This is a genomic window from Hyphomicrobium sp. B1 (genome assembly GCF_049532635.1).
Taxonomy (GTDB): Bacteria; Pseudomonadota; Alphaproteobacteria; order Rhizobiales; family Hyphomicrobiaceae; genus Hyphomicrobium_B.
Genome location: NZ_CP134871.1, coordinates 2,933,053 through 2,947,925, shown reverse-complemented (window position 1 = coordinate 2,947,925; position 14,873 = coordinate 2,933,053). Strand labels below are relative to the sequence as shown.

General features: G+C 56.5%; 15 protein-coding genes, 1 tRNA gene and 1 pseudogene. 8 read left to right on the top strand and 9 right to left on the bottom strand.

The window, feature by feature from the left end:
- Window positions 1-84: 84 nt before the first annotated feature.
- A complete protein-coding gene (locus tag RLW55_RS14135; protein ID WP_423414511.1) occupies window positions 85-984 on the bottom strand; it encodes a Ku protein in 900 nt (299 codons plus the stop codon).
- Window positions 985-1,425: 441 nt separating this feature from the next.
- A complete protein-coding gene (locus tag RLW55_RS14130; RefSeq protein WP_409560162.1) occupies window positions 1,426-1,968 on the bottom strand; it encodes a flavin reductase family protein in 543 nt (180 codons plus the stop codon).
- A gap of 84 nt (window positions 1,969-2,052) precedes the next feature.
- Between RLW55_RS14130 and RLW55_RS14125 the strand changes: the two are divergent.
- The 5 genes and pseudogenes from RLW55_RS14125 to RLW55_RS14105 all read left to right on the top strand — a co-directional run.
- Window positions 2,053-2,223: pseudogene (locus RLW55_RS14125) on the top strand (SDR family oxidoreductase); the annotation flags it as partial.
- A 141-nt stretch (window positions 2,224-2,364) separates the two neighbouring features.
- Window positions 2,365-2,784: a universal stress protein gene (locus RLW55_RS14120; RefSeq protein ID WP_409560163.1), complete on the top strand. Its 420-nt coding sequence runs from the start codon at window positions 2,365-2,367 to the stop codon at window positions 2,782-2,784.
- 106 nt (window positions 2,785-2,890) lie between these two features.
- Complete coding sequence (locus tag RLW55_RS14115; protein WP_423414510.1) at window positions 2,891-4,438, top strand: DUF3300 domain-containing protein; 1,548 nt, start codon at window positions 2,891-2,893, stop codon at window positions 4,436-4,438.
- A 17-nt stretch (window positions 4,439-4,455) separates the two neighbouring features.
- Window positions 4,456-5,409 carry a DUF2950 domain-containing protein gene (locus RLW55_RS14110; protein ID WP_423414509.1) on the top strand — a complete coding sequence of 318 codons (954 nt, stop codon included), beginning with the start codon at window positions 4,456-4,458 and terminating at the stop codon, window positions 5,407-5,409.
- 69 nt (window positions 5,410-5,478) lie between these two features.
- Window positions 5,479-5,736, top strand: a complete 258-nt coding sequence (locus tag RLW55_RS14105; protein WP_423414508.1) for a hypothetical protein — start codon at window positions 5,479-5,481, stop codon at window positions 5,734-5,736.
- 241 nt (window positions 5,737-5,977) lie between these two features.
- On the opposite strand, the gene RLW55_RS14100 is transcribed toward RLW55_RS14105, so the two are convergent.
- Complete coding sequence (locus RLW55_RS14100) at window positions 5,978-7,594, bottom strand: DUF1254 domain-containing protein (protein WP_423414507.1); 1,617 nt, start codon at window positions 7,592-7,594, stop codon at window positions 5,978-5,980.
- A 431-nt stretch (window positions 7,595-8,025) separates the two neighbouring features.
- Here RLW55_RS14100 and RLW55_RS14095 point away from each other — a divergent pair, with 431 nt between their 5' ends.
- A complete protein-coding gene (locus tag RLW55_RS14095) occupies window positions 8,026-8,772 on the top strand; it encodes a helix-turn-helix domain-containing protein (protein WP_423414506.1) in 747 nt (248 codons plus the stop codon).
- Between the two features lie 89 nt (window positions 8,773-8,861).
- Here the strand turns inward: RLW55_RS14095 and RLW55_RS14090 are convergent, their stop codons facing one another.
- Window positions 8,862-9,770 (bottom strand): hypothetical protein, encoded by a 909-nt coding sequence (locus RLW55_RS14090; RefSeq protein WP_409560169.1) that lies wholly within the window; start codon window positions 9,768-9,770, stop codon window positions 8,862-8,864.
- 742 nt (window positions 9,771-10,512) lie between these two features.
- On the opposite strand from RLW55_RS14090, the gene RLW55_RS14085 reads away from it, so the two are divergent.
- Together RLW55_RS14085 and RLW55_RS14080 are read left to right on the top strand one after the other, a co-directional pair.
- Complete coding sequence (locus tag RLW55_RS14085) at window positions 10,513-11,613, top strand: linear amide C-N hydrolase (protein WP_423414505.1); 1,101 nt, start codon at window positions 10,513-10,515, stop codon at window positions 11,611-11,613.
- On the top strand, window positions 11,610-12,047 hold the full coding sequence (locus tag RLW55_RS14080; RefSeq protein ID WP_414462915.1) for a calcium-binding protein: 438 nt from the start codon (window positions 11,610-11,612) through the stop codon (window positions 12,045-12,047). The genes RLW55_RS14085 and RLW55_RS14080 overlap by 4 nt, the downstream gene beginning before the upstream one ends.
- Before the next feature lie 348 nt (window positions 12,048-12,395).
- On the opposite strand, the gene RLW55_RS14075 is transcribed toward RLW55_RS14080, so the two are convergent.
- From RLW55_RS14075 to RLW55_RS14055, 5 genes are all read right to left on the bottom strand, one after another.
- Entirely contained in the window at window positions 12,396-12,725 is a 330-nt protein-coding gene (locus RLW55_RS14075; RefSeq protein ID WP_409560172.1) for a HigA family addiction module antitoxin, read from the bottom strand.
- Window positions 12,726-12,735: 10 nt separating this feature from the next.
- Window positions 12,736-12,990 carry a type II toxin-antitoxin system RelE/ParE family toxin gene (locus tag RLW55_RS14070; RefSeq protein WP_409563273.1) on the bottom strand — a complete coding sequence of 85 codons (255 nt, stop codon included), beginning with the start codon at window positions 12,988-12,990 and terminating at the stop codon, window positions 12,736-12,738.
- A gap of 116 nt (window positions 12,991-13,106) precedes the next feature.
- Window positions 13,107-13,183, bottom strand: a tRNA-Arg gene (locus RLW55_RS14065).
- A gap of 109 nt (window positions 13,184-13,292) precedes the next feature.
- A complete protein-coding gene (locus RLW55_RS14060; RefSeq protein WP_423414504.1) occupies window positions 13,293-14,093 on the bottom strand; it encodes a glycosyltransferase family 2 protein in 801 nt (266 codons plus the stop codon).
- 336 nt (window positions 14,094-14,429) lie between these two features.
- Window positions 14,430-14,690, bottom strand: a complete 261-nt coding sequence (locus RLW55_RS14055; RefSeq protein ID WP_409560253.1) for a GlsB/YeaQ/YmgE family stress response membrane protein — start codon at window positions 14,688-14,690, stop codon at window positions 14,430-14,432.
- Between the last annotated feature and the right edge of the window lie 183 nt (window positions 14,691-14,873).

The following is a 14,873-nucleotide window of genomic DNA, read 5'->3' as shown; positions in this document are numbered from 1 at the left end:
ACCTTCAAAGTCCGCTCAGCGAGCCGGAGCAATTCGCAGTGTTCGTGAAAGGTATCACGAGTCTGCGACATTTTGGACCAAAAATCAGCGGCCGCGCGACTTCCGCTTTTGTGCTTTCGGCGGAGCCCGCTTGACGGGCTCGCGCTTCTGTCGCGCGGCTGCCGTTTTGGTGCGTGTGTTCGTGGGCTTGGCTTTCGACTTTCCTGTCGAGCGACGTAGCGCTTCCATGAAGTCGATGACCGTGCCGCCCGAAGGCTCGTCGCCGCCGCCTGCGACTTCCGTCGACAGGCCGCCCTCGACCTTTTCCTTCACAAGGGCGCGCAATGCTTCGGAATAATGATTTTTGAAATCCGACGGTTCGAACTTTCGCGTCCGCTCGTCGATGAGCTGCTTCGCCATGTTGACCAACTCGGGTCGCAGCTTGCCCGTGCCGATGTCGGAGAAGATCTCGTCAGCATCGCGGATCTCGTTGGCATAGCGGAGCGTCTCAAGCATCAAGCCATTGCCGCAAGGCTTCATCGCCACGAGATTTTCGCGGCCGCGGATCGTCAGCTGCCCGACACCATATTTTTCGGTAGCGCGCAGCGCGTCGCGAATGATGCGATAGCCCTCTTCCGCCACGTCGCCGTCGGGAAGAACATAATAAGGATTGTCAAAATAGAGCGGGTCGATGGAGCAGGCATCGACAAATTCTGTCAACTCGACCGTGTGGCGGGTGTTGAGCTTCAGCTTGTCGAGCTCGTCAGGCTCGAACAGGACGTAGTTGCCGTCGTCGAGCTCATAGCCTTGGACGATGTCGGCCTGCGGCACGACACGTCCCCCCTCGCCCGCGACCTTCTGATAACGGATGCGCTGCTTCGTCTTGCGGTCGACCTGATGGAGCGCGATCTTGTCTTCCGAAGCGGTGGCGCTAACGAGACGAATGGGAATGGTAACGAGCGCGAGGCGCAAATGTCCCTTCCAGAAGGACCGTGCCGTTGCCATGGCTCAACTCCTCAAGAACGCGATACTGACAGCCATATAGCACGCCACCGGCGTCGCGGCTAAGGGCCCAAACGGCGAACGCACGTTAACAAGACCCGGTTCCGGGCATTTTGAGTTCTGTCAAACTTGCTTAAATTCGAATTGCCGTTGCCGCGCTCCCCATCCAGCGAACCTGATGCGCTCGCCCCCGCCGGCATTTTCTGAGCGACATTTAGGCGGCGTGAACGTGCTGCAAAAATCTCAAGATTTGATCTAGCCCAACTTTTTTAGACGGTTGCTGTTTAGCGTCGGGCGGGCTTGGAAGCTTTCGATGAGGCGGCTCATGCCCAAGATAAATGGCCCGGTATCGTGAAATGGATTCGAACGTAGCCAACGGTTGTTGACATGTCGCCTCAACTGAATGGAACGGTGATTGCGGTCCGTGGAGCCGTCGCCTTTGCTTCAAAGACCGGACGGAAGCTTTGAGGCCATCATCGTCTTGCGATCGAACTTGCGGCCATCGACGATAAATGTTCCGTCGCCGACGGCATGGATCATCCGCTTTTCTTTTCGTTGCGGATTGAGGTAAGCGGCGACGGCCTCCAGCACGACGATATTGTGCGGCGAGACGAAGTCGACGACTTTGCATTCGATGTTGGCGAGGCATTCCTCGATCAGCGGCGCCTGGACGGACTTTCCAGCGCGCGCCGTCAGCTTGAACTTCGCGAATTTGTCGACATCGCTGCCGGAACATGTGCCGATGCCCACGACCCGGTCCAGCATGTCGATCGTGGGAACGGCAATGACGCATTCCCGCGTGTTTTGCAGGGCCGAGAAGGAATAGTTCCAGGCGCCTGTCGTGATCGCAAATACGGGAGTGAAGTCCATGACCATCGTCCACGAGATGGTCATGACGTTGTTTTTCTCCGCATCGCGCGTGGTGACAAGCACGACGGGCCCCGGCTCGATCAGCGTAAAAGCCCTGCTCAACTTCATCTCGTGCATCGCCCGGCCCCTTACACCGTCGAAAGAAGTCGCACGGGCGACTTTTCTGGAACAAAGGATTTTGCTTATTAAACTTGATTTTCCGCGCGCCGCGCAGCTTCCGGCATCGGCGAGTTCGATAAATTGCTTCAGAAAGCCCAATCAAAGGCGCCGACCCGAAGCCTCGTGTCGGTCGACGACGTCGGCATGGACGGCGCGAAACTCATTACTGGAGAAACACTGTATATCGACGGCGGATATCACATCATCGATTGAAGCCACCTAACAAGGGTTTGCATTTTTGCCGACCCGATCCCAGGTGATCGATACCGAGAACTCATTCGTTTGACGGCAGTCAATGCGCACAACCGACCGTCCGAAATACTGAACGCCGATACTTAAAAAGGGAGAAAAAGAATGACCCATAAAGTGCTTTGTGCCGTAGACGAGACCGACCATTCCAAAAATGCAGTGGCTCAAGCAGCAGAACTAGCCAAGGCCACCGGCTCCGAACTCACGCTACTGGCCGTCAATTTGCCTGTTGGAGCTGAAGGTCGAGGCGCTCCGACGATTTACGCTTGGGAAGATGGCGACGCCGCGCGCGTGCTCAACTCGGCAACTGAGCTCGCGCGGAAGGCAGGCGTCTCCGATCCGAAAGCTGTTTCCGTTAAAAGCCGCGATGCCGCGCGGGCAATTGTTATTTATGCGGAAGACCACGGCGTCGACCACATCGTCGTGGGAACGGGCGGCAAAGGCGCTATCGCGCGCTTCATGCTCGGCTCGGTTTCGAGCGATGTCGTGGCTCGCGCTCACTGTCCAGTGACGATCGCAAGATAGTAGCACAGCAGCAGCGATGTCCCTCAAGGCTTCGCTGCTCTTTTATTGCATCAAAGTGATTTTGAGATCGACGCCGTCGATAATGCGTAAATTTGGATATCTGCGCATGAAAACGATAAAAAATAAAAATGCATACGTGCTGTTGATTGTTGCTGCGGCGTTGATCGGCTGGCTGTCTCTTGGACAGCCGGTCCAACGCGCGTACGCTCAGGACGCGCCGCCGGAACCGAACGCGGACATTGGTGAGTCCCAAACCGATCAGTCACAATCCAGTGGGTCTCAAGCAGATCAGACGCAGACCATCAGCAAAGAGCAGCTCGAGCAGCTTGTCGCGCCGATCGCGCTTTATCCCGATCCCCTGCTCACGCAGGTCTTGATGGCATCGACATATCCTCTCGAAGTCGTGGAGGCAGCCCGCTGGTCGCAAGCCAATCCGAAACTGAAAGGAAAAGCGCTCGAGAACGCCATGCAAAAGCGGTCATGGGACGCGAGCGTCAAATCGTTGACGGAGTTCCCGAGTGTGCTGGCGATGATGAACGAAAAGCTTGATTGGACCCAGCAACTCGGCAATGCGTTTCTCGCGCAGCAACAGGATGTTCTCAGTGCCGTCCAGAGTTTGCGGCAACGGGCTGACGACGCCGGAAAGCTGAAGTCGACGAAGCAACAAACGGTAGCGCGCGATACAAGCGGATCGCAAAATTACATCACGATAGAGCCGACGGAGCCGGACCTCGTCTATGTCCCTGCCTACGATCCGAACGTGGTCTATGGCACTTGGCCTTATCCCGATTATCCACCGTACTATTGGTATCCACCCGGATATATCGCTGGTCCGGGAATATGGTGGGGAAGCGGCATTCTAGCTGGCGCCGTTCTGTGGGGTATCGCGAACTGGCCGAGGTCGGAGCTTTGGATCAACACGAACCGATACAATCGCTGGAATCGAACCAACATAACGAACGGCAGATGGCAGCATAACGTCGTCCATCGAAGGGGCGTACCTTACGCGAACCGTCGTCTCAACGACCAGTTCCGCCGGCCTTATCAAGGCAATTTCTCGGCCTCTCGCGAGCAGTTCCGAGGACGAGCCGATGCGGGCCGCGCAGCACTGGCAGGCGCCGCGGGTGGTGCGCTGGCAGGACAAGCCCTCAAAAATCGGCCTGCACAGCGCCCGGCGGGAGCCGATCGTCAAGCCCGTCCGAGGCCAACAGCCTTTGATCGCCCGGCCGCCGGGCAAAATGTTCGCCGTTCCAGCGCACGCGGCAGAGCAAGCCGGACCGCCTCGTTCAACCGCGGCGGCTTCCGTGGCGGGAACTTCAGGGGCGGAGGCGGTTTCCGAGGAGGCGGAGGTGGCTTCCGGGGAGGCGGAGGACGCGGCGGCGGGCGGCGATCTGATATCAGAGTGAAGCACGACGTCGTTTTGCTCGGCCGACTTTCGAATGGCATCGGCTTCTATCGCTTTGCATACAACGGCGACACGAAGCTCTATGTCGGCGTCATCGCCCAAGAAGCGAGAAAAGTTGCTCCGCGCACTGTTGCTCGCGATCCGCAAGGATACCTGACCGTCAATTACGACCGGCTCGGCGTTCCATTCGAAACGTACCAAAGCTGGCTCGCGTCGGGCGGCAAAATTCCCCAACTTGATCCGCGTTAGGCCGGGAGGATCCGGACATGCTTGCGTTGCGCGACCTCAAGAAATTCATGATGTTCCTTTGTGCTGTTCCGTTGCTGCTGACCGGGCCGCATGCCACAGCATTCGGAGCCGAACTGAAGACATTTGCTACGCCGGAGGACGCTGCCAAGGCGCTTGTCGAGGCAGCGAAGTCTGACGATGAAAAAGCGCTTCTGGCGATACTTGGGCCGTCGCTCAAACAGTGGATCGAATCCGGGGACCCCGTTGCAGATCGCGCGGCCAAAGGCAAATTCGTGAAGGATTACGAACAGAAGCAATCCATAGATACCGACGAAAAAGACAAGGCGGTGCTGATCATCGGCGAGGATGATTTCCCCTTCCCGATCCCGATCGTCAAAAAAGGCGACGAGTGGGCATTCGATCCCGAGCAGGGCAAACAAGAAATCATCGACCGCCGCGTCGGCACAAACGAACTCGACACCATTCAGACACTGCTCGCGATCGCGGACGCGCAGAACGATTACGTCGAACTTAATCCGCAGGGCAAAGGCGCACCCACCTACGCGCGGCGCTTCATCAGCTCACCCGATAAGCATGACGGCCTCTATTGGCCGCCCGGCAGTGGGTCGCAGTCGGAAAGTCCATTAGGACCGTTCGTAGCCGACGCCGTGACGGCCGGTTATAAGCCATCGTCCGAGGGCGGAGACACGTCGCAAAATCCCTATCACGGCTACTACTTCCGCATGCTGACGGCCCAAGGCGCACACGCTCCTGGCGGAGCCTACTCCTATCTCGTAAACGGCAGAATGATCGGTGGCTTCGCCGTCATCGCGTGGCCGGCAAAATACGGCGCGTCGGGCTACAAGACGTTTATGATCAATCAGGACCAGACGGTTTATGAATCCGATCTCGGCCCGGATACCGCCGCGGAAGTTCAGGGCATCCGCACGTTTGATCCCGACGAAGATTGGAAAAAGGTCAGCACGAATTAGGCCCAAGCTGCACCGGAGTTGCGGAGCATTGCACAGCGAAGGAATGACTGAGAGGCACGAGGCAATCGAATGGCCACCAGCTTCGTCAAACGGCTCGCCGTAATGGTGCTCGGCGCTATCCTCGTCGTATTAGCCGTAGTCATGTGGGCGTATGCGACCAACGCCATGACTTCATTGGTCGAACATTTTTGGTGCAAATTGGCGGGGCCGGAGGTTTGTCGAACCCGCGGTTACCAGCATTTTATCATCTGGATGGTTCTTGGAATTTTCAATCTTGTCGTATTGGGTTTCCTCAACGATCGGGCTCGTGCTCGACCGCATGGCTAGCATGTCGAGTTGGTCAATTAGAATGCAATAGCGCCCGACGCTTGCCTCAGCTACGCATTTAACTTCTGCTTTGATCGAGTTAACGGACAACGCCAGCAAAGCGCGTCCGCTATTAGACCACGCCAAGCCATCTTCCGCTTTCTCGGCATCACAACAGTATCGATATGGCCGCCTTGTCCAAATAGCAGAAATTGGGCACTATCGTTTCGTGTGGGCTCAGCTCGACGCAGAGCATGTCCGCTTATTCGACCAATTCGATCTCGCTTGGTCTCCACGTCTTGGCGAAAAATGGCTCAAGCGGACTGTAAAGGCGCAGGATCGTGAACCAGCCCTTCCCTGGCGTAGTTTGAATCCAGTTGCCGCGACTGACGTCTTTGGGTTGAGCCGGACTGAAATAGACCGTGGTTGAGCCGTCCGCATCCGGTTCAGCGGCTGGAGACGGGTAGCTCTGGCTGCCGGCGCGCGGATAGCGCTGCGGCGTTTCGAGCATCGATCTGGTCATCGTGTCGTATACCGTAAGTGACCAGAAATTTTTCTCTGGGATGCCCTTAGGCAAGGTCACCTTGTAAGTTTTAGATCCATCGAAGTGGTTCTTGTTCGCATCCGACATCGCCAGCAAATATTGTGAGCCAATGCCCGGCAAGCGCATCGCCATCGCCGGTGTGATGCCAGTGACGCCGTAGAAGAAGTTCGTGCGCGCATCCATCGTACGATAGCCCGTCGGTGGGAACGGCTTGACCCCTTCGCGCGTGATCATCGGGATCGGTGTCTCGAACTCATATCCTGTCTCGAACAGATAGTTCGACCAGGACGAATTCGGATAATAGAACCAGCGCGGGTCCCGAGGATTCAAGAACAGCGTGCGCGACGTGGCATTCGCAAGTGCCAACGCATCGGTCATGATCTTCTTCATCCGCGCGTCGGGCGCGAACGGCTTACCCTTGACGATGCCGAGGGCTGCAATCGGACCCATGAGTTCCGCGTCAAGCGACGTTGCAGGTTCTTTCTGCACGACGTCGTTGAGTCTCTCGTAAAATGTCCAGTCGTTCGGCGGAATGGTGTTTATCACCTTGCCGCTGCCTTCGTGAAACACCGTCGGCGGGGGCTCAGTCACCCGACCCAGCTTGGCCTCGCCAGCCAGGAAGGACGCAATGGGAGTGCCGACACCACCTGGCTCGTAGGGATAGACCTTGGTGAACTTACGGATACTTTCGACAACGGGCTTGGGATCACTGTGGTTTTCCAGAAACGACCGGCCAAACCAGACGATGGTGTTGGTGCGGGCGCGCGCAATGAAATAGGCGCCGTCCGGGAGCTGCCCCTTGTAGTCGGGCGGCACGATCAGATACTTCCCGCCCTCTCCGCGATCGGGCCCGGGCACGCCGAGGTCAATGACCCAGCGGAACCAAGCGTCCTGAACTGCACCTAAGAATTGCGGTGGCGTTTCCACCACTACGGGCCCGTTGCTGAGATCGAGCGAGCCCATGACATAGATCGTGTCAGCATTGGCCGTGAGGAAAAGCGATTTTGAATCCATCAGGTTGGAGAAGACGAGCACCTCGTTATCCTTGACTCCAATCTCATGCATGCCTCTCCGCAATGCATCGATGCTGACCCCCCGCATGTTATCCATGAATGCGCGGTACGCGTAAGTAAGGTCAAGGTTGTCATAGAGTTTTTGCGAGGTGGCTTTGTCCGGCACACCGTCTTTGAATTCCAGGGTGCCAATCGAGGTCTCGAGCTTGTCCGGGGTCACCAGCGAAGGCGGCAGGTCTGAGGCCGACGCAACGCCACCAACAAAATTTGTTATTGCGAGTGACATAAGAAGAGCGCCGCATTTGCCGAATGTCGTTTTCATAGTTCGCTCTCGATTTTCAGGAAATTTTGAGTCCGGTCTGTGGGACGTGCATGCCATTTGATCCAGAGTTTGGCACTTGGACAGTCAGAAACGTGATTCGGGAATTGGTGATTTAGGGGCAATACGAATATAATGTAACATCACGGTGAGTCCGCCACTATCCAGAACCTGCAAAATAAGAGCGCTGAGATCAGTAAATGCGCGCTAACGTAAACAGGCTCGAACTCGTTGGCGTTCAAGACAATTGCTACGACGATTTCGATTTAATGGCTCAGGATGCCCGAGAGTGGGACATCCACTATGAGCAGATTGGAGCCGGCGCCTTTTCCGGACGGATGACGCAAGTCATTCTCACGTCGCTTCAACTCGGCAGAGTGCGATGGTCTCCGGGTATACTAGACCAGGGCACGGCCCCCATAGGGAATTGGGTTGTGGCGCTACCGGTCGCAGCCGAAGGCTCGCTGCACATCCGGGGCCGACCGGCCAGCGCCAGCGAGCCACTATTTGTTCCCGCTGGCGAAGATATTGCGTTCGCGGCGAATGGCCGGACGGACCTGATGGTTGTCGCGATTGACACGACACAAATCGAGCACTGGATGCGAATGCGCCGCGGAACTGACGGTATCGATCGGCAGACTCTCCAATCTTGGCCGATCAGTGAGCACGAAGTCTCGCAACGCACACTACTCTTGAATGAGACGCTAAATTTACTCTTGAATCAGGGGCCCAGTGCTCGCCAGGACGTTCTCAACGCAGCACATTCGATGGTGCTCGACACGGTGCTTGCTATCGTGCCCTCATTCGAGGTTGTTGAGCCGCTGCATCGCCGCGCCAAAGTTTCGGTGGCCATGCGCACACTTCTTAAGGAGAACCTCGAAGGCCATATGACAGTCGCCGATCTCTGCGCGAGAATGGCGGTCCGTGAACGCACGCTTTATCTGGCTTGCCAAGAGGCATTCGGCAAACCTCCCAAACGATTGTTACATGAAATGCGCTTGAACGCGGTCAAGCGACAGCTCTCCCAGCCTTCCGAACAAACCGATGTGACTTCGGTCGCGTTGCGATTCGGATTCTTGCATCTGGGTCGCTTCGCAGTCGATTACCGTAATCAATTCGGCGAGCGTCCGTCACAGACACTCGCACGGGCGCGAGGAGAACGTCTCGTCTTGCGCCGCTAACATCCAAGACAGACTAGCCACCTTCTTGTTGGGCCGCAGGAGTCGATGACGATAGCTTGGCGGCCATGTATTGCCCGCCTACGATTTTTTCAGAAGTGTAGCGTAGAGCCAATGACGGGGCCCTGCTGAAGGACATCGTATTCGTATCTCGATGTCCCGGAACCCTGCGAGTAGTCGACCGACAGCGCGCGGTACCCGACATAGCCATCGAGGACATGGCCATAGAGCGTACATATCTGCCAGTTATACGTCGCCAGGACCTGCCAGGAAAAATCGCTTCCGACTCCAAATCCTCCAAAATCAGCGCGAACAACAAGCTCCTCGTGAGGGCCGAGTTGGTTTCTCACGCGCAGGCCGACAAACGGATCCACCCAATCAACCGATCCCGATTTCGCGACCCACCGGTTATTTTCGAGTACGAGCCCCGCAAGGTTGCCGGAGGTGACAGTACTGGCTGAAATCGCAGCGTCTTGATGCCAATAGCGAGCACCGGCCAAGACATCCAATGCCGTTGTGCCGGAAAGCACGGGGTTGCGATCGGCCCAAATTTCATACGCGCCGCCTGCCTCAACGGTTACTTGCGTATAGTCAGCTGAAACATTTCCTGAAAAGTCTAAGTTTCGCCGGTCCGCGTCGAAGCCCCGCGAACCGCTGAGGCTTGCATAAACGACGTCATTGAATAGCCCGATAGGTCCTTTGCGCGCTTCAGCATAGCTCATCCATGCCGGTAGCGTGGACCAATCGAGATGTCCGAAGACATCGCTGGGATCGACGTTCACGTCGAAACTCCGCCCTTTGACAACGGAGTTTCCACTCATCCATGGGATCCAGCCATAGCTCGTGAAGACAAACGACCAGCCGTCGGCGCTTTGGACGGATGCTGCGCGCGCTGCTGTTCCTTGCCCGAGATCCGCGCCGAAACCGGTGTCGGTATATCCGAATGCGCCGCAGAAAAGCGCGACAACAACGGAGGTCATGCGATTGGTGGATAAATCCATTTGTCAGACCGCCTCACGAAGCCGGGACCATGATTCGAAATCTATCATTCCACGGTGTGAAACGCCGTCACCGATCTGCTACATTCTACGTATGCAAATTAAAGTCTCGACCGAGCGAGATTGAGCTTTTCCGTCGGATCAATGCGAAACGCATTGCGCGCTGGATGACAATCTTCTCGGGCTATTTCGTATTTCTATTTTGCAGAATTTGGATAGTGCAGAACGACAAGCACACTCGCAGTCAAAGTTCGCGGGCGCATGAAGTCATCGAATTCGATCTTTTAACGTCATTTCGCAACGCGGAGACGAATGTATTTGACGCTGCATCATTTCCCCGAGAACGTGATCGCCAAGGCGGCGGATGGGGCTGGTCACCACGTGTTCGAGGGAGATCGAACATGTATGGTGTCGTTTTGGTTGCCGAAAGCATGCGCCCGCGCGATGGGCCGTCCGCCGCGTGACGGTACTCTTAAGCACCTTTTGGTTTTCGGGAATGCGCGCTGTCTTCGCTTCACTCAGCTTTGTTCGCCGTTGCCCCTTCATTAAATTTCTCATCGAAAACCATGGCGAGTGCTGACGAACTGTTAGGGCAGTTTCACGAGTTCCAGCGTGGGTATCAACGATCTCATCGCGGCGTCGCCATTCTGGGCCTAAAGAACGGACAACCGGTTTCTCGAGACCGAAGGCGGAAGTTAGCTTATCCGAGAGACAGTCGCGTCAACGGCAAAAGAAAGTCCACCAAATGTTTAGGCATCGCGCCACATCCAAAATAGCTGCAGTTGCTATTGTAACGATCCTTCTCGGTGCCTCGGCGCAAGCCGTACAGGCCTGCACGGGCATTCGTCTCATTGCGGAAGACGGCACCGTCGTTCACGCCCGGACTTTAGAATTCGCTACCGATATTCACTCCGAACTCATAATGGTCCCGCGCGGGTATGCGCGGATTGGCACCACTCCAGACGGAAAAGAAGGACTGAAGTGGACGACAAAGTACGCAAGTGTCGGAATGAACGGCGTCGGACTTCCGATCTTGTTCGATGGACTTAACGAAAAGGGCCTAGCTGCCGGAATGTTCTACTTTCCAACCTCCGCCGGATACATGCCCTACACTTCGGGCGACGCGGGCAAGACCATTGCGCAGTGGGAAGTCGCATCGTGGATTCTGGAGAACTTCGCCACCGTCGAAGAGGTTAAAGCCAACATTGCTAGCGTAGTCGTCCCAGCCGTTGTGTTCGCTGGATGGGGCTTCGCGCCCGAGGCCCACTACATCGTGCATGATGCTGCAGGCAAGAGCATCGTCATCGAGTATGTGGGCGGCAAGCTCAACGTCTACGATAATCCACTGGGTGTGATTACCAACTCGCCAGCGTTTGACTGGCATATGACAAACCTTCGCAACTTCGTGAATTACTCGATGACGAACGCGCCGCCCGTGCATCTAGGCGCCCTCACACTGCTACCGACGGGCCAGGGCTCCGGCATGGCGGGCCTTCCGGGAGACTTCACGCCACCGTCGCGCTTTGTTCGAGCGGTCGCCTTCAGTCAGTCGGTCTTTCCGTCAAAGACCGGGCGCGCTGCCATTCTGCAAGCCTTCCACATCCTAAACCAATTCGACATACCAAAAGGTGCCGCCCGCGAGCAGAAAGACGAGCATGGAAATATCCCTGCCGACTATACCTTGTGGACCTCGGCCAGCGATCTCAAGACAAAGCAGTACTTTTTCCGCACCCACGAGAACAGCCAGATCCGCATGGTCGATCTGATGAAGATGGACATCGACGGCAAGGGCATCGTCAAAATCTCGATCTCGGGCGACGAGGTCATAAAATCGCTAACGCCATGAACGAACGCGACGGTAACATGCGTTTAAGAACTCTGCTTCTGTTGTCAGGCATTGGATTTCTGACCGTTACAACGCCGATTAGTGCGAGGATATCTTCAGCAGCGATCCTGCATATGCTGGACACGGACAACGATGCTACCGTTGATCTTGCCGAAGCTAGGCAAGCCGGGGCTGCGGTGTTCGACCGACTCGATTCCGACAAAGATGGCACTTTGAATATCGACGAACTGAGTGGCCGTCTTACCAAAGAAGAAATCGAGGCAGGCAACCCAGGCCACAAAGACAATCTAACCAGAGATCAGTACTTGGCGATCGTGGATCTGCGATTCAAAGGCGTCGATTCAAGTCACGATCAAAAACTCGACATTCAAGAACTTTCGTCTCCATCTGGAGAAAGCTTGGTCAAGCTCATCGTCTATCGCATTCTTATCTAGGTCTGCGAATTCTTGCCTTGGGCATGTGCGGCAATGCCTTAGACGCCCGACCGCCTTCAACTGATCTTATGCCCCATTCGCCAGATGTCTGTTCTTGGAGGCATTGCTGACGCGATGTCTGCTCATCAGGAGACCATGCGCTTTCGACAATAAGACTTCCGCTTTCTCGACATTCCGGTCGTAGTTCGAAGGGTCATGCTGCCGCTGGTCAAGTCAGCTTCTGGGATATAGATTCCCCCACTGGGAGTGGTCCTAAACGACCTGTGGCCGGCACGAAAAAGCCTCAAAAATCGGGGCGAAGCGGACATTTGGCTTCGGAAATCACCAACCATTCCAAGGCCGCTCGCGCTAGGTGGCCTCGCGCGTTGAGATCGCAGCGTAGATCTTACGCTTTTTGACGACGGCCACGGTCAAATCGTACATCGATTGCAAGTTCATCCAGAACTCAGCCGACCCACCGAAATACTGCGCCAGCCGGATCGCCGTGTCCGCCGTCATGCCGCGTCGCTTCGCGATGATCTCTGTCAGGCGATTGGCCGGCACGCCAATCTCCTTCGCAAGCGCCCGCGCGCTCATGTCGAGCGGCTTCAGGAACTCTTCGTCCAGCATCTCGCCTGGGTGCGTTGTGACCCGTTTCATGTCGAGCAGACTTGGCGCGGGATAAGTCGTCTTCGTCATGGCTTCGTCCTCAGCGATAATCCGTGATCTCAACTTCGTTCGGGCCAGCATCCGTCCATTTGAAGCAGACCCGCCATCGAATGTGCATGCGGATCGAGTGCTGCCCCTCTCTGTCACCCGTGAGCAGTTCCAGTCGATTGCCGGGAGGAACGCCCATGTCGGCCAGATGCTTCGCCGCTGCAAGCTGACCGAGCGTGCGTTCAGCGATGGCGCTGACCTTCTGCCAGCCTTTTCTGGTTTTGCCCGTCCGATAAGCGGAAGTGATTCAGACGATCTTCCGAGGTAGGCTATGCGCTTGGAAGCGCCTTCCCCGGTCGCACCCTGTTCGCACCGCAGGAATTTTTTGACCGAAGGGCGATCCGGACAACTTATTGAAATCATTGGCGATCCCGGCAGGACTTGAACCTGCGACCCTCTGCTTAGAAGGCAGATGCTCTATCCAACTGAGCTACGGGACCGTGCGCGGCTGTTCTATAACCGCAATTGGCGGCGGGGTGGAAGACTTCTTATTGGTCGATGGTCGTTCCGTGCGCCGCCGTCGCTGGGATGGCTGCTCACAGCGGAAATTCAGGCCGCGGGCGCTTCCGGCGCTGGCATCCGTCTGGTCTTGTGACCCGCCTCGCCCCAGATCCGATAGATTTTCAGGAAGCGGTACCAAGCCTGAATTGAAGCGTACCGGAGACCGGTAAAGCCGCCCATGCAGTGACGGCGAACAATGTAGTACTTGAAGAAATTCATCGGCAGCTCCGTAAACAACCGAAGCGAGACCGATCCAGTTGTAGTCACATCGGAGTTCTCGACGAGAAGCCAAGTGCGGTCATTCAACTTGCGCTTCATGTCAGGGAACGAGCGCATCGAATAATGATGCATCGGCGCCCGCAATTGGCCGACCGGGTAGTCGTCAGTCACGACGGCATCGTGAATGTTGGATTGGCGAAAGCGCACGAAGCGGCGATCGTAAAGACGCACGTACCAATGATCGCGCGCGAACAGACGAGGCTTGGAGGCCGACGGATAGACCATTTGCAGCGGCATGCCGTACGCCACGAATTTCGGATCGTCGCCGGTGAAGACGTCAAGGATCTCACGCTCCAATGCAGGCGTGACGACCTCGTCGGCATCGACATTGAAAACCCAATCGTTGCGGCACTGCTCCTCGGCAAAGCGTTTTTGACCGCCAAAGCCAAGCCAACGCTGCGTGATCACGCGGGCGCCCTCCGCAAGCGCAACGCTGACGGTGTCATCGGTGCTCTCGCTGTCGACGACAACAACCTCGTCCACCCACGGCCGGACCGAGCGAATGGTGCGGCCAATCCGGTCGGCTTCGTTTTTCGAAATGATAAAACAGGAAACCGGAGCCCTGCGCATGCTGTTGTATTTGGTCACTGGGGAAGCAATCCGACTGGCGTTTTAAAGACTGCCATTTTTCACTTCAGGGCCGCGACGCTGGCATTCGTGATGCGTCGGGTGCCGTGAGCGCAAGCGGCGACCTTGACCCTAAATCATGATTATTTTCGGACGAAGGATTTTCTTATTTTTCAAAAATGTGCATGCCTGGCTCGCAGATGCTGCGGCTGCAGCCGCGCCTGTCAGCCAGTCCCAGCCGAGGTACTGCAATCGCTGCTTCAATGTTTAACGGGCAGGGCCGCCCGTTGTCTCCCCCGAGTGACGAGCGGCCCGCGGTGTAGTGGTGAGTTCCCTTCGCTACGCTCGTTTCACGAGCCGCAAGACAAAGAGCAGAATGATAGCGCCGATGGCGGCTGCGATGATCTCGCCGAGAACGCCGCCACCCAGCCGGAGACCGAGAAACGGAAACAACCAACCGGCAATAACCGCGCCGATAATTCCGACGACGATATCACCGAGCAATCCGAATCCGCCGCCACTCATGATCTGCCCTGCCAGCCAACCGGCCGCGGCGCCGATCAAGAGCCAGATAATCAATGCCATTAAGGTGGGATCCATTTTTTCTCTCCCGTTCAGCACGCGCACGAATCGAAATGAGAATTATGATCTGCGTCAAAACGACTGCTGGCAAGTTCGACCTGCGATTGCGCAGACGCGCGGAGGCGATTCGCGTCACATCCAGGTGAAGCATCGACATAGGAAGGTACGCCGTCGCGGCGCGCGTCCGCGGCGGCATTCGGA

What these genes read in the sequence shown, in the direction of transcription:
- RLW55_RS14120 (WP_409560163.1), top strand. Translation starts at nt 2,365, where the DNA reads ATGACCCATAAAGTGCTTTGTGCCGTAGACGAGACCGACCATTCCAAA.
- RLW55_RS14130 (WP_409560162.1), bottom strand. Translation starts at nt 1,968, where the DNA reads ATGCACGAGATGAAGTTGAGCAGGGCTTTTACGCTGATCGAGCCGGGG.
- RLW55_RS14115 (WP_423414510.1), top strand. Translation starts at nt 2,891, where the DNA reads ATGAAAACGATAAAAAATAAAAATGCATACGTGCTGTTGATTGTTGCT.
- RLW55_RS14085 (WP_423414505.1), top strand. Translation starts at nt 10,513, where the DNA reads ATGTTTAGGCATCGCGCCACATCCAAAATAGCTGCAGTTGCTATTGTA.
- RLW55_RS14110 (WP_423414509.1), top strand. Translation starts at nt 4,456, where the DNA reads ATGCTTGCGTTGCGCGACCTCAAGAAATTCATGATGTTCCTTTGTGCT.
- RLW55_RS14060 (WP_423414504.1), bottom strand. Translation starts at nt 14,093, where the DNA reads ATGCGCAGGGCTCCGGTTTCCTGTTTTATCATTTCGAAAAACGAAGCC.
- RLW55_RS14100 (WP_423414507.1), bottom strand. Translation starts at nt 7,594, where the DNA reads ATGAAAACGACATTCGGCAAATGCGGCGCTCTTCTTATGTCACTCGCA.
- RLW55_RS14075 (WP_409560172.1), bottom strand. Translation starts at nt 12,725, where the DNA reads ATGACGAAGACGACTTATCCCGCGCCAAGTCTGCTCGACATGAAACGG.
- RLW55_RS14090 (WP_409560169.1), bottom strand. Translation starts at nt 9,770, where the DNA reads ATGGATTTATCCACCAATCGCATGACCTCCGTTGTTGTCGCGCTTTTC.
- RLW55_RS14080 (WP_414462915.1), top strand. Translation starts at nt 11,610, where the DNA reads ATGAACGAACGCGACGGTAACATGCGTTTAAGAACTCTGCTTCTGTTG.
- RLW55_RS14055 (WP_409560253.1), bottom strand. Translation starts at nt 14,690, where the DNA reads ATGGATCCCACCTTAATGGCATTGATTATCTGGCTCTTGATCGGCGCC.
- RLW55_RS14135 (WP_423414511.1), bottom strand. Translation starts at nt 984, where the DNA reads ATGGCAACGGCACGGTCCTTCTGGAAGGGACATTTGCGCCTCGCGCTC.
- RLW55_RS14105 (WP_423414508.1), top strand. Translation starts at nt 5,479, where the DNA reads ATGGCCACCAGCTTCGTCAAACGGCTCGCCGTAATGGTGCTCGGCGCT.